This is a genomic window from Microcoleus sp. B13-B6 (assembly GCF_036705405.1).
GTDB lineage: Bacteria > Cyanobacteriota > Cyanobacteriia > Cyanobacteriales > Microcoleaceae > Microcoleus.
Map to the genome: position 1 here is coordinate 88,919 of NZ_JAUBUJ010000018.1, position 16,844 is coordinate 105,762.

The window sequence follows — 16,844 nt, forward strand, 5'->3', positions numbered from 1 at the left end:
TTTGCAGCAGCAATTCGCCGAAAAAGACCACCGGGAACACGAGTTTCAGCAACAGCTAGCAGAAAAATCGAGTGCTCTGGAATCTTTGCAGCAGCAAATCGCCGAAAAAGACCACCGGGAACACGAATTTCAGCAGCAGCTAGCAGAAAAATCGAGTTCGATCGCATCTTTGCAGCAGCAAGTCGCCGAAAAAGAACACGAGTTTCAGCAACAGCTAGCAGAAAAATCCAGTGCTCTGGAATCTTTGCAGCAGCAAATCGCCGAAAAAGACCACCGGGAACACGAATTTCAGCAACAGCTAGCAGAAAAATCGAGTTCGATCGCTTCTTTGCAGCAGCAAGTCGCCGAAAAAGAACACGAGTTTCAGCAGCAGCTAGCAGAAAAATCCAGTGCTCTGGAATCTTTGCACCAGCAACTCGCCGAAAAATCCAGTGCTCTGGAATCTTTGCAGCAGCAATTCGCCACCGAAAAGCAAAATCTCGAAAGCCAATTGCAGCAAACCGTGTCGAAGTCGAGTTACGAATCTTTGCAGCACGAGTTAGCAGAAAAGTCAAGTGCGATCGGCGAATTCCAAGTTCAACGAAGCAAGTTGCAATCTCTAGAAAATCAATTGAGCCAGAGTGCCGCGATACAGCGAAATTACGACGCTTTGCAGCAACAGTCTCAAGAACAGCTAAGAACCATCAAAGCTTTACGGGAACAGCTAGGTCAAATGCAGGCTGTGGCTGGGATTGGCGAAGCTTATCTCAACAAGTGGCGTCGTCCCTGATTCTCTCATGAGCACGGCACTATCTAACGCTCCGGGTGCAGCAGGAGCACTTTACCCCTAAAACCTCCTCTAAACTCGGCCTCTTTCCTCTTGTAGCGATAGATTTCAACCTGTCGCTACAAGAGCTTTTTATTGCAAAATATGAGCATACTATTAAGAAATATTACAATAAATAAATTTATGACAGGCGATCGCACCCCTTTTGGCAAATCCAGTCCCACAGACACTAAGGGCCGCGTCACGGTAATTGGAGGCGGCATCGGCGGACTCACAGCAGCCGCCCTGCTAGCCCGCAGAGGATATAAAGTGCTAGTCTTAGACCAGGCGATCGTCCCCGGAGGATGCGCTTCCACCTTCAAACGCAAAGGCTTTACCTTCGATGTCGGCGCCACGCAGGTTGCAGGATTGGAACCCGGAGGCATTCACCACCGAATTTTCTCAGAATTAGACATAGAACTTCCCGCCGCGACACCCTGCGAGCCCGCTTGTGCGGTGTTTTTGCCGGGAGAAACCGCACCGATTAGCGTGTGGCGAGATCCGCAAAAGTGGCAGGAAGAAAGGCAGCGGCAGTTTCCCGGAAGCGAACCTTTTTGGCAATTATTGTCTGCTTTGTTCAAAGCTAGCTGGAAATTTCAAGGGCGCGATCCAGTTTTACCGCCCAGAAACTTCTGGGATTTCTGGCAATTAATTCAAGCAGTTCGCCCCGATACTTTAATTACTTTGCCTTTCACTTTTATGACAGTGGGAGATGCTTTGCGGCTTTGTGGGTTGGGGGACAATTTGCGCTTGAAAACTTTTCTGGATTTGCAGTTAAAATTGTATTCTCAAGTTGATACCGAAGAAACGGCGCTACTTTACGCGGCGACGGCTTTAGGAGTTTCGCAAGAGCCGCAGGGATTGTATCATCTACAAGGAAGTATGCAGGTATTGAGCGATCGACTTGTAGAGGCGATCGAACGAGACGGCGGCAAAGTCCTGTTGCGACACACAGTTGAAAGCATTATCACCGCCAACGGCCAAGCCACCGGTACAGTGATTCGCAATCAAAAAACAGGCGAAGTTTGGACAGAAACAGCCGATCGCATTGTTGCCAACGTGACCGCGCAAAATCTAGTAAAATTGTTGTCAAGCGAGCCAAGTCTCGGCAATTTAATAGATAATTTATCGGTTAAATCAGAGAATTCAGAAACAACAAATCAACTCCCAAATCAAATGGCAGGCTACAAATATCGAGTCGATAAATTGCCGCCCGCATCCGGTGCTTTTGTGATATATTTGGGAGTCCATGAAAGCGCAATTCCGGCCAATTGTCCGCCGCACCTTCAGTTTCTTTACGATTACGACGGTGAGATTGGGGAGAATAATTCATTATTTGTTTCTGTCAGTCATCCGGGTGATGGGCGAGCACCGGAGGGAATGGCGACAATTATCGCTTCGTCATTTACTGATACTCGAATGTGGTGGAATTCGGTTGATTATGAAGGATTAAAGCAAAAATATACCGCAGGGGCGATCGCCCGTTTGAGCAAATATTTCAATTTGACACCAGAGTCGATCGTACACCAAGAAGCCGCCACACCCCGCACCTTTGCCCGCTACACAGCGAGAGATAGAGGCGTTGTCGGCGGCATCGGCCAGCGAATACCAACTTTCGGGCCCTTCGGATTTGCCAATCGCACACCAATTAAAAACTTGTGGTTAGTAGGCGACTCCACCCATCCCGGAGAAGGAACTGCCGGTGTTTCCTATTCTGCTTTAACAGTAGTGCGGCAAATGGAAGCTGCCTCTAAAATCTAAGGAATGAGAATTAAATAACTTAGAATTTTGATAGTTCTTGTGGGATGGGCGTCCCGCCCGTCCAGAAAGGGCGGGCTAAGAGTGCCCAATCCCTACTCCCCACTTTCCTTGTGTAAATTATTTAATTCGCGATCCTAAGAGGACACAGCAAGGCCGTTTCCCTACGCCAAAAATAATTAATCGCGCGAGAGATGTAACTATCGCGCGATTAATTTTAAGGAATAGTTAATAGTTAACAGTTAACAGTTAACAGTTAACAGTTAACAGTTAACAGTCAACAGTCAACAGTCAACAGTCAACAGTCAACCATCATTCCGGTGTCACCGGAATTGATATCAACTACATTCTCTGACTACTTGATAGCAATCTTTGCGCCCACAGCTTCAAGCTGTTTCTTCATTTCTTCAGCAGCTTCCTTAGCAATAGCTTCCTTAACTGCTTTCGGTGCGGCTTCTACCAAGTCTTTCGCTTCCTTCAGGCCCAGACCGGTAATCGCGCGGACTTCCTTCAGAATTGCGATTTTCTTGTCAGCAGGAACTTCTTCAAGAATCACGCTGAACTCAGTTTGTACTTCTTCGGGTTCAGCAGCGGCAGTAGCAGGGCCGCCCATCATCATCATGCCGCCGACAGGAGCAGCAGCGCTAACGCCGAAAGCTTCTTCAATTTGCTTGACCAATTCAGAAGCTTCGAGCAAAGTCAGAGACTTAAGTTTATCCAAGATTTCGTCAGTTGCTGTAGACATTTTTTGAACTCCTAGTTCGATTGTAGATTTGGAATTTGAGACTTTCGATTGCTCATTAATTATTAGTTTCTCGTCTCCAGTGATCAGTTTGTTTCTCAAAACTAACGACTCTTGACTCGTGACTAATTACTAATGACTTACGCAGATGTGCTGTCTGCTTCTGCTGGTGCTTCTGCTTCAGGTTGTGCTGCTGCTTCTGCTTCAGGTTGCGCTGGTGCTTCTGCTTCAGGTTGTGCTGCTGCTTCTGCTTCAGGTTGTGCTGCTGCTTCTGCTTCAGGTTGTGCTGGTGCTTCTGCTTCTACTTCTGCTAAATCGCCGTCTTTTTCAGCATAAGCTTTAAGACCGCGAGCGATCGAAGTAGGAACTTGATTGATACCCACAGCCAACTTGGTTGCGACACCGTTGATAGCGCCAGCAATTTGAGCCATGAGTTGTTCTTTCGACGGCAGATCAGCTAATGCTTTAACATCAGCTTCTTTCAGTACCCGTCCTTCCATTACGCCGCCGCGAAGTTCTGTCTTCTTAGAGACTTTTTGGAATTCTTGGTAAGCTTTAATCGCGCCGCCAATATCTTCTTGCACGAACACGAATGCCGACGTACCGGTCAGCAATTCTTGTATCGGCTGCCAGGTTTCGTTGCCTTCAACAGCAATTCGCATTAGCGTGTTTTTTGCCACTTGGCAACTGCTGCCTTTCGGACGCAAACGCCGACGCAAATCTGTGATTTCAGCAACAGTTAAGCCCGTGTAGTCAATCACGATCGCCAATTGAGATTCGCTCAAGGTTTGCTTGAGGTCTGCAATAATCTCATTTTTTACCGCTAAAGTTTTGCCCATACTTATTTCACCTCCTTTTAGGATCGAAAACTGCCCGTCAAAAACCCCGACCTTCGAGCCGGGGCAGAGAATTAAAAATTAACAAGTCAGAATTAAAAATAGAAAATTTCTAATCTTTGAGTCTTGAGTTTTTATTTCTTCAGCCTCGGCAGGAAATTAAGCGATCGGCACCTGCGGTCTTCAGCTTATTGATTTTTGATTAGGCTATCACTAGAAGGCAGACATAGCAAGGCTATGACGCAAATCTTGTGAGAGATTTACACAGACAGCCGAAGCTGTCTTTTACCTTCTGCCTTCTGCTTAATTCTTTCTACGCAGCATCAAGTTTGGTATCGCGCAGAGCACTGATATCGACTTCGATCGACGGGCCCATTGTTGCGGATACGTACAAACTGCGCCAGTAGCGACCTTTAGCACCAGAAGGACGGTTGCGGTCAACAGTTTCTTGCAAAGCATGAAGGTTGACGAGCAAATCTTCCGCTGAGAAAGCTGCCTTGCCAAACATAACATGAACGATGCCAGTTCGATCGGCACGGAATTCTAGTTTACCACCTTTAAACTCGTTGATCGCCTGAGCAATGTCAGTCGTCACCGTGCCACCTTTCGGAGAAGGCATCAAACCGCGCGGGCCCAACAACCGACCCAATTTTGCCACCAACGGCATCACGTCTGGGGTAGCAATCAGGCAATCGAAGTCCATCATGCCCTTCTGAATTTCATCGATCAACTCTTCAGAACCAGCAATATCCGCGCCGGCATTTAGGGCTTCTTTAACTTTTTCGCCCTTAGCAATCACCGCAATTCTGACTACTTGACCAGTTCCTTTTGGTAGCGATACAGTTGTCCGCAACTGTTGGTCAGTATATTTCGGGTCAATTCCCAAACGGATGTGAGCTTCAGCAGCTTCGCCAAACTTAGCGGTTGCTGTTTCTTTCAAAAGTTGCAGAGCTTCCAGCGGTAGATAAGGTCTGTCTTCAACTTTCTTTTGAAGTTCTTGCAGTCTTCGCGATACTTTCTTTGCCATTGTTATCTCCTGGGGTCAGTCGATTTTAGATTTTAGATTTTAGATTTTAGATTGAACCTATCGGACAATCTTAAAATCTACCAGTTTTCGGTTACTAGCGAAGCTTTGCTTCTCCCCCTGAACCGATCGATTTTGGATTTTGGATTTTGGATTTTGGATTGAAGATTTTACCTTCAAAATCAGGAATTTTGGATTAGCAATTTGGAACTTGGACTAGGAAAACTCTTCCTTCTTCCTTCTTCCTTCTTCCTTCTTCCTTCTTCCTTTAATCCGCGATCGCCACGCCCATATTTTTAGCCGTTCCTGCCACAATTTTCATAGCAGCCTCAACATCATTAGCATTGAGGTCAGGCATTTTGGTTTCAGCGATTTCTCGCAGTTGAGCCTGTGTAATCGAGCCTACTTGCTTGCGATTAGGTTCTCCCGAACCCTTAGCAATGCCAGCAGCTTTTTGAATCAAAACTGAAGCCGGCGGGGTTTTGAGAATAAATGTAAAACTGCGGTCTTCAAAAACCGAAATTTCTACCGGAACCACCAGACCCGCTTGGTCTGCGGTTCTAGCATTGTACTCCTTGCAAAACATCATAATATTGACGCCGTGCTGACCCAGAGCTGGGCCGATCGGAGGAGCTGGGTTGGCTTTTCCCGCCGTAATCGCCAACTTAATTACTGCAACAACTTTCTTTGCCATTAGTTAGTTCTGTTTCTGAACCTGATTGAACTCCAATTCTACAGGCGTATCGCGCCCAAAAATCGAGAGTAAAACTTTGAGCTTGTTTCGTTCCGGGCTAACTTCAATCACATCACCTTCAAAATCCTTAAATGGCCCGGAAAGTACCACAACGTGGTCTCCAGTAGACATCGATACTTTGACAACTGGTTCTGATTCCTGAGCGTTTCTGAAGATCCGTTCTACTTCCGAATGACTCAGAGGTAGCGGTTTGACGTGACCCCTGCCGCGCCCGTAGCGGCGTTTCTGCTCTGCCCCGACAAAATTAATTACATTCGGGGTATTCTTGATCACCTGCCACGTATCCTCGTCCATAAACATACGGATGAGTACGTAGCCGGGAAAGATTTTTTCATCTGACTGCCGCCTGGAACCGTCTTTGCCGACTTTGATTGCCGGAGTTTGCGGAATTTCTACTTGAACGATGCGATCGGCAACATCCAAAGTTTGAATCCGCTGATCCAAGTTTGCCTTCACCCGCTTCTCGCAGCCAGAGGCAACTTGAACAGCATACCAGCGAGCATCAATTTCCGGCACATCTGGCGATGCTGCCTGTCCCGTCGCTTCTGTGGAATACTCAGATTCTTCTGATGCAAAAGTCATGGCCCAAACACCTTTCCCGCGCCCCAGTTAAAGAAGTTATCCACCAAATAGATCAGGCTTGCTGAGAGGATTACCATCAAAAGCACGGCCAAAGACTCGCTGATTAGCTGCTGCCTGCTGGGCCAAACCACTTTGTCGAGTTCTTCTCTAGTTTCCTTTAAAAAACCCGTAGGATTAAACCCAGGCGCCGTCATTTCTTGAGTTTCTTGAGCTTCGTCTTTTTTCGCCACGATTCAATCCCCCTTGCGATTTTAGATTTTAGATTTTAGATTTTAGATGGTGTGAGTGGCCCGCGGCTCTCAGATTTTGTGACACTAACCACTTACGCCAAAGTCCCAAATCTCAAATCTAAAGCCACGACTTTTTTACAAGCCCAACCAATCAACGGCGTAAATGCCGATCGCCGAAACCGACGATCGAGAAGCGACACCGAGGATTTGTTGATGGCATTTTTTGCGAACCGCCCACAAAAATTAATTCTACCCGAAAGTTTGCGGTTTTGACTGTTGCCAGCCAATAATCCGGGCGCTTTCGGGCAGAATTTAAAGTTTGGTGATTCAGCGCGCCCTGGAGGACTTGAACCCCCGACATCAGGTTTTGGAGACCTGCGTTCTACCAACTGAACTAAGAGCGCACAGGTGAGGTTGCTGAAATTCGCTTAACCTCTAGATTTCTATTTTAACACAGTGCGCTCTAAATGGGAAACTTTTTTTTTAAATTTCTCAATTTCCCATGAACCATGAACCAAGGGGAAGCTGGGTGCATTCCTACAGGGAGCGATCGAACCGCTGTTTGACGCGAGTAGCTTTGCCCACCCGATCGCGCAGGTAGTAAAGTTTTGCTCTGCGGACTTTCCCGCGGCGCATCACTTGGATCGTGGCGATTCGGGGCGAGTGAATCAAAAACACCCGTTCCACGCCGACGCCCTGAAACACGCGGCGGACGGTGATTGTTTCATTAATCCCGCCGTTACGCATGGCAATCACAGTCCCTTCGTAGGGCTGAACCCGTTCTTTGTTACCCTCTTTAATTCTTACGCCGACTCGCACTGTGTCGCCCACGTAAATTTCGGGAACTTGTTTATTGAGTTCTTGCTTGACTCTATCTATTTCTGCCGTTTCGATCGAACGGATTATTTCTGCGCCTTTCATAAAAAAACTCGGTAAGTGGGACACTCAGTGGCTTGAGCCCTGAGAGGGAAACGACACGAGCGGTTTAAACCGCCTACCCCTTTCGGGGCTAGACAAGTAGAGGAATGGTACTTGTCTAATCCCTGTATTGCCGGGAGCGCCTTGCCATTCCAGTAATGTTAGCTTCGCCAATGTTTAGTGAGCTTTTTAGACTTGCAACACTGTCTCAGTGACCTTAAGACTGTTTAATTGCAAATGACAGAGCAGGAAACTAGCTACGCATTTCCAGGTGTCGTGACTCAAAAAACGTAGTCAGTTAAGACTGAGGCTGGTCAGTACGGCTTGCGGGAATTGCTCTTGCAAGCCCCATCTCTTTTAGACCTGGGTTACTGACAATCCCTTATCATATATCGAACTACCAGTTTTATGTCAAAAAACTTCTATGTTAAATACCTCTGGGGTCGTATTTCTGCAACTAGGGGCAATGGCCGCACTCGCGTTGTACGTCGCCGCCAACTTGGGGGCCAACGATGTCGCTAACTCGATGGGGACATCCGTAGGCTCGAAGGCTCTAACGCTGCGACAGGCAATAATTGTTGCAGGCATACTGGAGTTTTCCGGCGCAGTGCTGTTCGGACAAGGAGTTTCCGAAACTCTCGCAACAGGAGTTGTGAATGCAGAAGTGTTCGCGGCCAAACCGCAAGTATTTTTGATCGGGATGGTGTCAGTGCTGATAGCTTGCGGGATATGGCTGCAAATCGCTACCAGTCGAGGTTTGCCGGTTTCTTCATCCCATGCAGTCGTGGGCGCGATCGCGGGTTTTAGCTGTGTTGCAGCCGGAATTAATGCAGTTGATTGGCGAACCATCGGCACCATCTCCCTAACTTGGGTGGCGACACCTGTTGCCAGCGGTGCTTTAGCCGCACTATTTTACAGTGTGGTGAAGTATTCGATTCTCGATCGACCAGATCCTCTATCTCAAATGCGCGAGTGGATACCCTGGCTGAGTGCAGCAATGCTGAGCGTATTTGGGATAATTGTACTGCCGTCTGTTGTGAATGTCGCTTTCGTGCAGACAGGGGCGATCGCCGCCGCGCACGATCGATTTGGCTGGAATCTTCCAATTCACGATATTGTCATTGGCATCGGGGCAATAGCTGCGATCGCCCTCACACTCAATAGCTGGAAAAAATTAGAATCAGTTGAGAAGGAAGAAGGTTCGGCAGCGGATTTTGTAACGGATGTAACGGATGTAACGGATGCAAGGAATAAGAAAGAGGGAATATTTTCCCAATCTCCCCCTCTCCCCCTCTCCCCCTCTCCCCCTCCCCGCCACTCTCCCATCGAGCAACAAATGGCGAGATTTCAAGTCTTGAGCGCCTGTTTTGTAGCATTTTCCCACGGTTCCAACGACGTAGGAAATGCAGTTGCTCCCCTAGCTGCGATCGCCTACATCCGGCGTACAGGTTCCTTTCCCTCAGAAGATTTCAGCGTTCCCCTGTGGATTTTAGTCCTCGGAGGCGCAGGAATAGTCATCGGTTTAACCATCTGGGGCAAAAATGTAATAGCCACCGTCGGCGAAAAGATCATCGAACTCCAGCCAAGCGGCGGATTTTGTGCGGAATTAGCCACAGCCACCACAGTCTTGCTAGCATCCCGCTTCGGTTTGCCAGTTTCCACATCCCACGCTTTAGTCGGTGCAGTTGTCGGAGTCGGGCTGATCAAAGCTTGGAAATCAGTACGCTTGCAAACTTTGCTGTCAATTGGTTCGGCTTGGCTGGTGACAATTCCGATCGCAGCAGGTTTGGCTGCTATCATCTTCAGCATCGCGCAATCCATTGGGCAATTTTAGATTTTAGATTTTAGATTTTAGATTGAGGCATTTCAGAACAGTCAACAGTCAACAGTCAACCGTCAACAGTCAACAGTCAACAGTACAGTAGGGACACGGCAATGCCCATTAGTGTCAATTTAACGTCAAACCCAGTCACAGACTACTTTTTGACGATTGAGGCCAGATCCCCCCTAGCCCCCCTTAAGAAGGGGGGGACAGGAGTTTTTTTCAAAGTCCCCCTTCTTAAGGGGGATTTAGGGGGATCTAGACTTAGGGAAAAACGAGATTTATCAAGGCTTTCAGGCTTAAGTGGACACCTATGGGCTTTTGGAGTGTCCCTTTAGTCTCATAAAACTCACTCGGACTAAAGTCCTCACTACAAACGTGATAAAGATTATTTTATTCGACACACAAGCACGCGGGTTCCTCAATCACTTAATTCCTTCTCCAAGCAATGCCTTAGCTGTTGAGCCAGCACCTCGACGCAGGGCTTTCTCAGCATAGTAAGATGATTTCCCGGAACTCTAATCACCTCTACTTTTTCCGTCGTTAATTCACTCCAGCCAAGAGTCGGATCTTGATGACTCATGCTTAGCTTTTCCCTCGATCTAAACAGAGTAATTCGCTGCGGATAAATTTTCGATCGATAGCTGAGAGTTGCTTGACTATTAGCCTGAAATACAGTAAACATCGAAGGAATTGCCAGCTCGCGCCAGCTTCTTTCTTTTGACTCCTGAGATAGGATGCTAACCATAACAGCCTGTTTCCAATTCCAGCGATGCAAAAAATTAGCTGCCAAATTAAGCATCTTATTTAATTTCGGAAATTTGGCAGCAATACCGCCACTTTGAACATTTTCCGCAGCAGCCACCAAGCGAAAATAATCTACTACAAAAGGCCAGATAGAGCGCGAAACAGTAGTCAGAATAAACTTGCAACCGTCCCAAAAAGAAGGTTTGTTAGCAGAAACAGGCGCTAAAGTATCCAGCACAGCAAGCAAAGCCACTTCATCCCCCGCTGCGAGCAACTGTTGAGCCATCTCAAAAGCAACCAAACCCCCAAAAGACCAGCCTCCTAAAAAATAAGGCCCTTTTGGTTGAACGGTACGCAAGGCTGCGATGTAGTCAGCCGCCATGTCTTCAATGCTAGTTAACGGAGAACTTTCGCCGTCAATACCCCTTGGTTGCAGCCCGTAAAACGGTTGATTTTCTCCTAGCCCAAAGGCTAACTCGACATAAGGAAATACGACGCCAAAGATGGGATGGACGCAGAAGAACGGGGGATTTTTACCGCGAGGCTTAATTGCAACTAAAGGCGACCATTCCAGAGAATTTGTTTCTGAAGATAGCGAATCGGCTAAACCTTCAATTGTCGGATTTAAAAAAAGAGCAGACAGCGGCAACTCGCGCTGAAATTGCTGGTTAATCTCATTGATGAGGCGGATTGCCAGCAGGGAATCTCCACCCAAATCAAAGAAGTTATCGCGAATACCAACGCACTCTGCGTTGAGGATTGTGGCCCAAATGTGGGCGAGGGTTGACTCGGTTGGTGTGCGAGGTGCAATGCAGCTTTTATCTATTGAATTGCTAGTTAGAGTTCCCGGTACAGGTAGGCGCAGGCGGTCAATTTTGCCATTGGGAGTTAGGGGCAGAAAATCCATCGCCACAAAAGCACTGGGAATCATGTAATTGGGCAGTTGTTGTTTGAGGAAATTGCGTATTTCCCCGGAATTAAACGTCTGATTTTGATTGGGAACGACATAAGCAACTAGGCGTTTGTTGCCCGACAAATCATCCACAGCAACCGCCGCTGTTTCTTTGACTGCTGGATGCTGAACCAGCAGCGCTTCAATTTCTCCCAATTCTATTCGATAACCGCGAATTTTTACCTGTTCGTCAGTGCGGCCTAAAAACTCAATATTGCCGTCGGGAAAATAGCGCGCTAAGTCACCAGTTTTATAAATTCGTTCTCCTGCTTTCTGGCTAAACGGATTAGCAATAAATCGCTGGGCGGTTAATTCGGGGCGCTTCAGGTAGCCTCGCGCCAATCCGCTGCCGCCGATGTACAATTCACCAGGAATTCCAACGGGTAAAGGCTGTAAATTTTTATCTAAAATATAGAGTTGAGTGTTAGCTATTGGGCGGCCGATGGGCGGTTTTTTGGGCTCGCCAATTTCGGCCAAACTTGACCAGACTGTCGCTTCTGTAGGGCCGTAAGCGTTAAAAAATCTGCGCCCAGAAGCCCAGCGTTTAACAATATCCGGGGAACAGGATTCCCCAGCACAGATGATTGTTTGCAGTGCGGGAAGTTCGGCGTTTGGAAGGACAGCTAGCAGCGAGGGCGGGAGGGTAGCGTGGGTAATAGCATTGTCCTGCAAAAATTGGATTAATGTTTGTCCTGGCAACAAAGATTCTTTCTTGGCACAGTAAAGTGTTGCTCCGGTTCCCAAGGCCATGACAATCTCAAAGATTGAGGCATCAAAACTCAGGGAGGCGAATTGCAAAATGCGGTGATTGGAGTTTATTTTAAAAGCTTCTATTTGAGCTAGGGCTAAGTTGTAGAGTCCCCGATGTTCGATTAGAACGCCTTTGGGTTTTCCGGTTGAACCAGATGTGTAAATGACGTAGGCTAGGTTTTTTGGGAGGATTTTTATAGTTGGGTTTTCTGGGCTTTGTTGGGCGATAATTTCTCTGTCGGAGTCCAAACACACTACTGAAAAAACTCCGAAATTTTCCGGCTGCGTCAAGTTTTGGGCTAAGTGCTGCTGAGTTACCAAAATCGACACCTGAGCATCTTCTAACATGAAGTTAAGCCGCTCTTGAGGATAAGTTGGATCTAAAGGCAGGTAGGCTGCGCCTGCTTTGATAATGCCTAGCAATCCGACGATCGCATCTAAGGAACGTTCTACACAAAGGCCCACTAAAACTTCTGGTGCTGCTCCCAATTTCTGCAAGTAATGTGCAAGTTGGTTGGCTCGGCTGTTGAGTTGGCGGTAGGTTAACTGCTGGTTTTCAAAGACGGCGGCGACAGCATCGGGCGTTAGCTCGACTTGCTCTTCAAATAGCTGATGGAAACACTGGTTTTGCGGATAATCTCTCTGAGTGTCATTCCAATCGATTAATAATTGCTGGTATTCTGGCGCTGTCAGCAAAGCCAAGTCGCTGAGGTGCTGTTTGGGATTGGCAACAATGGCTGCGAGCAGCGTTTGGAAATGTCCCGCCATCCGCGCAATTGTGCCGCTATCAAATAAATCTGTGCTGTAGACAAATTGCCCTTGAATACTTCCTGCATCTTCCCACAAGTGGCACTCTAAATCTAGCTTGGCGGTTCCCGCATCAAAGTCGATCGCCTCTCCAACGATTCCCGGCAATTCCAGCGCTGCTACAGGAGTGTTTTGCAGGCTAAAACTAACTTGAAATAGGGGGTTGCGGCTCAACTCGCGATCGGGGTGCATTTCCTCAACCAACTTCTCGAAGGGCAAATCTTGGTGGGCGTAGGCTGCCATTGCGACGTTTTTTACCCGATGCAATAGTTCCCGAAAAGTTGGATTTCCTGATAAATCTGCACGCAGCACCAAACTGTTGACAAAAAAACCGATTAATGCTTCTATTTCGCTCAGGTTGCGATTGGCGATCGGCGTTCCTACTGCAATATCTACTTGTCCTGTATAGCGGTACAGCAAAGTTTGAAAAGCGGCTAGTAGAGTGATAAATAAAGTCGCGCTTTCTTGCTGGCTAAATGACTTTAGCGCCTCGCTCAAAGCAGGTGATAGTGTTATAAATTGTTTAGCGCCGCGGTAGGATGGAACGGCTGGTCTTTGCCTGTCTGTTGGTAGATTGAGTGTGGTAATTCCATTTAACTGCTGCCGCCAATAAGCTAACTGGGTTTCTAATACTTCGCCCTGCAACCATTGGTGCTGCCACTCTGCAAAGTCGGCGTACTGCACGGGCAGTGCTGGTAAGTGCGAGATGCCATTTTTTACAAATGCTGTGTAGAGCGTTCCCAGCTCTCGAATTAGCACTCCAATCGACCAACCATCAGCCACAATATGATGTAAATTCAGCAACAATATATGTTCTGTTTCACTGAGTTGTAACAGCGTTACTTTGAATAACGGCCCGGCGGCTAAATCGAAAGGGCATTGCGCTGCATCGGTTGCGAGTTGCAGCGCTGCGGTTTCCTGCTGAGTTGGCGAGAGATTTTGTAAGTCGATTGTGGGGAGGGATACGGTTAGAATGGGAGCAATAATTTGTACGAGTTCCCCTTCCAAAAGCGTAAAAGTTGTGCGTAAAGTTTCGTGCCGCTGCACAATTTCATTGAAGGTTTGCTCTAAGGATCTTAAGTTGAGGGAACCTGTTAAGCGGAGCGCTGTTGAGACATTGTAGAAAGGATTGCCCGGTGCTAATTGATTGAGGAACCAAAGCCGCTGCTGGGCAAAGGATGCCGGGAAGACGAAAACTTCTGTTTCTTCGGGAAGATTAAGCTTTTCTTCACCAGCCGGGAGGGAATTGTCGGAAAGATACTGAGTCATATCAAATTATCAGGCAAGCCTCAAAGGAAAGCGCGTACAAAGTAGCCTACAAATATTACATAGATAAGATTTCATCTCTTTGATTAAAATCTTTACCAAGGCAATACTAGACTATAACTCGTTTCGATATGCTGCTTCATGCCGAGGTCGGTAACATTCACAAGATGTGTAAAAAACACATCAACATCGTCTATCGCTTTAGCCGTAAGCCGAACTTTTCCGGTTGCTGTTTGAGTCCAAGAAAGCGCGGGAATAGCAAAACCATGTGCAAAACTGTGCCGCACTCTTAAAATCTCATTTAGCTTCTGCCGAACGGCTAATCCGCTCATGCTTCTTGCAGACCAAATCCAATCGCCAATAGGATCGTAACCAGTGTTTTGAATCAGAAGGTTTCGCGTGTTCTCCGCGTTTGGTGTATTAAATCTTTCAAGTGCGCGTTCCGCCGCATCTCTAGCAATAGAATGTACGGCATGAAATTTGGGATCTAAAGGATTTGCAGTTGCAGCGAAAAAATTGCGAACGAGTTCGTTTATGTAAGCATCCCATACAGCAACAAATGCAGCTAGAGCGGAGTGATAGTAGACTTGAGTTTTACTGCGCGATATTGGTTGCAAGCGGGGATCTGTAGCTGTTTCGCGAAGTGTTCTAGCCGTGTTGGACGCTGTTTTGTACTTCAATGCTGCTGGTGACGGCACGGCGATTTCCTAAATACAGTTCACGAACTTTTCAAGTGCATCTCGGTACTTTTGCAATGACTCTGCATTCAATTGCACCTGCTCGCCCGCGATGTTTTTGGCTGCTGGTGTGAGTTTGTGCAAGGGCGTGCCAGTCGTAGCAGCGAGTACAGAACCGCTGGTAAAATCTGGGATTTCAATGAAGGTGTTACTCGGCTTGTCTTTGGAGTTAGCAAAAATATGACGGTGCTTCTTGTGTATATCATCCATCATCTGCATAATTCTCTGGTTTACAGCTTCGGATGCCTTGCTCGCTCTCCCTTTGTACAAAGTCAAATTTAGGCTCGCGAATGTATGTAATTTTGGTACAGGTACACCTTCTTCCTTAGCGCGTTTTGCAAAAGCAATTCGTGCGTATGGCGCAGTATGGGGGTCGGTTATGGCATAGAGAATTGCGAGGACATTCTCGATCGCAAGACGTGAAGTATAGTCCGCTATAAATGGTACAATCAAGTTTTCGGCAGCTACCAGAGCAAGCTGTGTAGAAATAGCAAAAGTAGGACTACAGTCTATGAAGAATATGGTATCGCGATCGCCGCTATATGAACGCAGGGCAACCGTCAGGTCTCGTCCCCAAGTTAGCACCTGTTTCCACGAGTCATAAGGTATTTCCAACTGGGATGTTTGTCGGATTGCTTCAGAAATTATTTCCAGGTAATTGTCCCCGCATACAAGTCTTAGATTCTCTGGTATATTCTGATTGAATTCTCTCGGTTCGCATAGATATGGGGATACGTCTGCAACCATCCGAAATGGAGAGTTCAGACGCGCTTCTAGATAGCCTGCTACTGTTGCGCGCGGAGTTTGGCTCATTAAAAAATGCAGCGCATCTGGGCTAGTGAAATATCCGCCAAGTAGCATTTCTGACACATTCGCCTGCGGACATAAATCAATTACATAGACATCTGTATCGGGGTAACGGTAAGCATATTCGGAAGCTGCTGCAAAGCAAAGGAAGCTTTTGCCGACGCCGCCTTTATTGTTCCAGAAAGCGTATGAACTCATTGGGTGTATTTCTTGGAAGGGACAATAAAATTTTCATCCTCTCTCTTTACTTTCTCTGTTCAGCGATGACAGCTTCACGCGACGATTCTCGCGAGAAACAGGCACTAAAGCAGGAGCTTTAATTTTAGCATCGCTCTCTTTCAAACTCTCCACAATCTTAGATAATTCTGCAATTGTCGGTGCTTCAAAAACGCGGCGCAAAGGCAACTCTACCGCGAAAGCATCTCGCACTCTAGAAACAAGCTGAGTCGCCAGCAGCGAATGGCCTCCTAATTCAAAGAAATTGTCCCGGATACCCACTCGCTTTATCCCCAAAACCTCAGCCCAAATTTTCACTAAAACTTCCTCAATAGAAGTATGAGGCGCAACATAACCGCCAGCCCATTCTAACTTAATCGGCTGCGGTGCAGGCAAAGCGAGCCGATCGACCTTTCCGTTAGCCGTCACCGGTAGCGACTCCAGCACCACAAAAGCCGACGGAACCATATATTCCGGCAGTTTTTCTGCTAGATAAGCCTGCAACTGTGGCACTAATTTACGCGCTGCTTTAGCTTGTAAGGGATTGTTAGCATAAGAGCGCCAAGGACGCAAGTTATCGCTTCGGGTTTCTCGCACAAAATCTCTGGTTTCGCCCCGTGCAAACACTACATCGTAGCGCCCTTGACTGTCGGAATTAGACCAACTAATATTAACATTATACGGAACTTCCAAAGCATACCACGCTTCGGGATCTACTCCTAAATCCTCGACTTTTTCCACGGCTTTCTGCAACTGACCTGCTGTTGGAAATTTATCGACAACAGACAGCAATTCTGCCGCCTTAACTGCTGCCGTTACCCGCGCATTAGGCACATTAGCAATTCTTAAAATATCGAGTTGATTTTGCAATAATATTTGTTGCACCTTGGTAACAGTCAGATTCTGATTTTCAGCCGACCAATCCAGCCGTTTCGACCCCCCCAACTCCCCTTGTGCGGGGGATTGGGGGCAGGGCGGTTTCATTCTCGGTAGGGGCAATCCCCCTGTGGTTGTCCCCATGTCCCAAACGCCTGTGAAATCGTCTGTGGGTGGGGGCGGGCACGGGGGCACCGCCCCTACAAAAGCCTGAT

General features: G+C 47.3%; 13 protein-coding genes, 1 tRNA gene, 2 pseudogenes and 1 other annotated feature. Of the genes and pseudogenes, 4 read left to right on the forward strand and 12 right to left on the reverse strand.

Annotated elements, in window-relative coordinates; translation table 11 throughout:
• Both QUB35_RS10905 and crtD read left to right on the forward strand, forming a co-directional pair.
• Positions 1 to 769 (forward strand): annotated as a pseudogene (locus tag QUB35_RS10905) (CopG family transcriptional regulator); the annotation flags it as partial.
• Positions 770 to 949: 180 nt separating this feature from the next.
• Positions 950 to 2,566, forward strand: coding sequence for a C-3',4' desaturase CrtD (gene crtD, locus QUB35_RS10910; protein WP_333141955.1), 1,617 nt, complete (start codon positions 950 to 952; stop codon positions 2,564 to 2,566).
• A gap of 352 nt (positions 2,567 to 2,918) precedes the next feature.
• On the opposite strand, the gene rplL is transcribed toward crtD, so the two are convergent.
• The 6 genes and pseudogenes from rplL to secE all read right to left on the reverse strand — a co-directional run bounded on the left by rplL (position 2,919) and on the right by secE (position 6,731).
• A complete protein-coding gene (gene rplL / locus QUB35_RS10915; protein ID WP_333141946.1) occupies positions 2,919 to 3,308 on the reverse strand; it encodes a 50S ribosomal protein L7/L12 in 390 nt (129 codons plus the stop codon).
• 305 nt (positions 3,309 to 3,613) lie between these two features.
• A pseudogene (gene rplJ / locus QUB35_RS10920) lies at positions 3,614 to 4,144 on the reverse strand (50S ribosomal protein L10); the annotation flags it as partial.
• 29 nt (positions 4,145 to 4,173) lie between these two features.
• Positions 4,174 to 4,346 (reverse strand) — a sequence feature (ribosomal protein L10 leader region).
• 108 nt (positions 4,347 to 4,454) lie between these two features.
• Complete coding sequence (rplA, locus tag QUB35_RS10925; RefSeq protein ID WP_190663916.1) at positions 4,455 to 5,168, reverse strand: 50S ribosomal protein L1; 714 nt, start codon at positions 5,166 to 5,168, stop codon at positions 4,455 to 4,457.
• A 265-nt stretch (positions 5,169 to 5,433) separates the two neighbouring features.
• Positions 5,434 to 5,859, reverse strand: coding sequence for a 50S ribosomal protein L11 (gene rplK / locus QUB35_RS10930; protein ID WP_333031062.1), 426 nt, complete (start codon positions 5,857 to 5,859; stop codon positions 5,434 to 5,436).
• Between the two features lie 3 nt (positions 5,860 to 5,862).
• Positions 5,863 to 6,501 carry a transcription termination/antitermination protein NusG gene (gene nusG, locus QUB35_RS10935; protein ID WP_242721257.1) on the reverse strand — a complete coding sequence of 213 codons (639 nt, stop codon included), beginning with the start codon at positions 6,499 to 6,501 and terminating at the stop codon, positions 5,863 to 5,865.
• Positions 6,498 to 6,731 carry a preprotein translocase subunit SecE gene (secE, locus tag QUB35_RS10940; protein ID WP_333141947.1) on the reverse strand — a complete coding sequence of 78 codons (234 nt, stop codon included), beginning with the start codon at positions 6,729 to 6,731 and terminating at the stop codon, positions 6,498 to 6,500. The genes nusG and secE overlap by 4 nt, the downstream gene beginning before the upstream one ends.
• Positions 6,732 to 6,809: 78 nt before the next feature.
• Between secE and QUB35_RS10945 the strand changes: the two genes are divergently transcribed.
• Positions 6,810 to 7,004 carry a hypothetical protein gene (locus tag QUB35_RS10945; protein WP_333141948.1) on the forward strand — a complete coding sequence of 65 codons (195 nt, stop codon included), beginning with the start codon at positions 6,810 to 6,812 and terminating at the stop codon, positions 7,002 to 7,004.
• Positions 7,005 to 7,062: 58 nt separating this feature from the next.
• On the opposite strand, the gene QUB35_RS10950 is transcribed toward QUB35_RS10945, so the two are convergent.
• Both QUB35_RS10950 and rplS read right to left on the reverse strand, forming a co-directional pair.
• A tRNA-Trp gene (locus tag QUB35_RS10950) sits at positions 7,063 to 7,135 on the reverse strand.
• A gap of 133 nt (positions 7,136 to 7,268) precedes the next feature.
• Entirely contained in the window at positions 7,269 to 7,652 is a 384-nt protein-coding gene (gene rplS, locus QUB35_RS10955; RefSeq protein ID WP_333054363.1) for a 50S ribosomal protein L19, read from the reverse strand.
• A gap of 421 nt (positions 7,653 to 8,073) precedes the next feature.
• On the opposite strand from rplS, the gene QUB35_RS10960 reads away from it, so the two are divergent.
• A complete protein-coding gene (locus QUB35_RS10960; protein ID WP_333141949.1) occupies positions 8,074 to 9,483 on the forward strand; it encodes an inorganic phosphate transporter in 1,410 nt (469 codons plus the stop codon).
• 409 nt (positions 9,484 to 9,892) lie between these two features.
• Here the strand turns inward: QUB35_RS10960 and QUB35_RS10965 are convergent, their stop codons facing one another.
• From QUB35_RS10965 to QUB35_RS10980, 4 genes are all read right to left on the reverse strand, one after another.
• On the reverse strand, positions 9,893 to 13,996 hold the full coding sequence (locus tag QUB35_RS10965) for an amino acid adenylation domain-containing protein (protein ID WP_333141950.1): 4,104 nt from the start codon (positions 13,994 to 13,996) through the stop codon (positions 9,893 to 9,895).
• A 92-nt stretch (positions 13,997 to 14,088) separates the two neighbouring features.
• On the reverse strand, positions 14,089 to 14,691 hold the full coding sequence (locus QUB35_RS10970; protein WP_333141951.1) for a HEPN domain-containing protein: 603 nt from the start codon (positions 14,689 to 14,691) through the stop codon (positions 14,089 to 14,091).
• Positions 14,692 to 14,700: 9 nt separating this feature from the next.
• Positions 14,701 to 15,735, reverse strand: coding sequence for a ParA family protein (locus QUB35_RS10975; RefSeq protein WP_333141952.1), 1,035 nt, complete (start codon positions 15,733 to 15,735; stop codon positions 14,701 to 14,703).
• Positions 15,736 to 15,768: 33 nt separating this feature from the next.
• A partial coding sequence (locus QUB35_RS10980; RefSeq protein ID WP_333141953.1) for a phosphopantetheine-binding protein occupies positions 15,769 to 16,844 on the reverse strand: 1,076 nt, incomplete at its 5' end.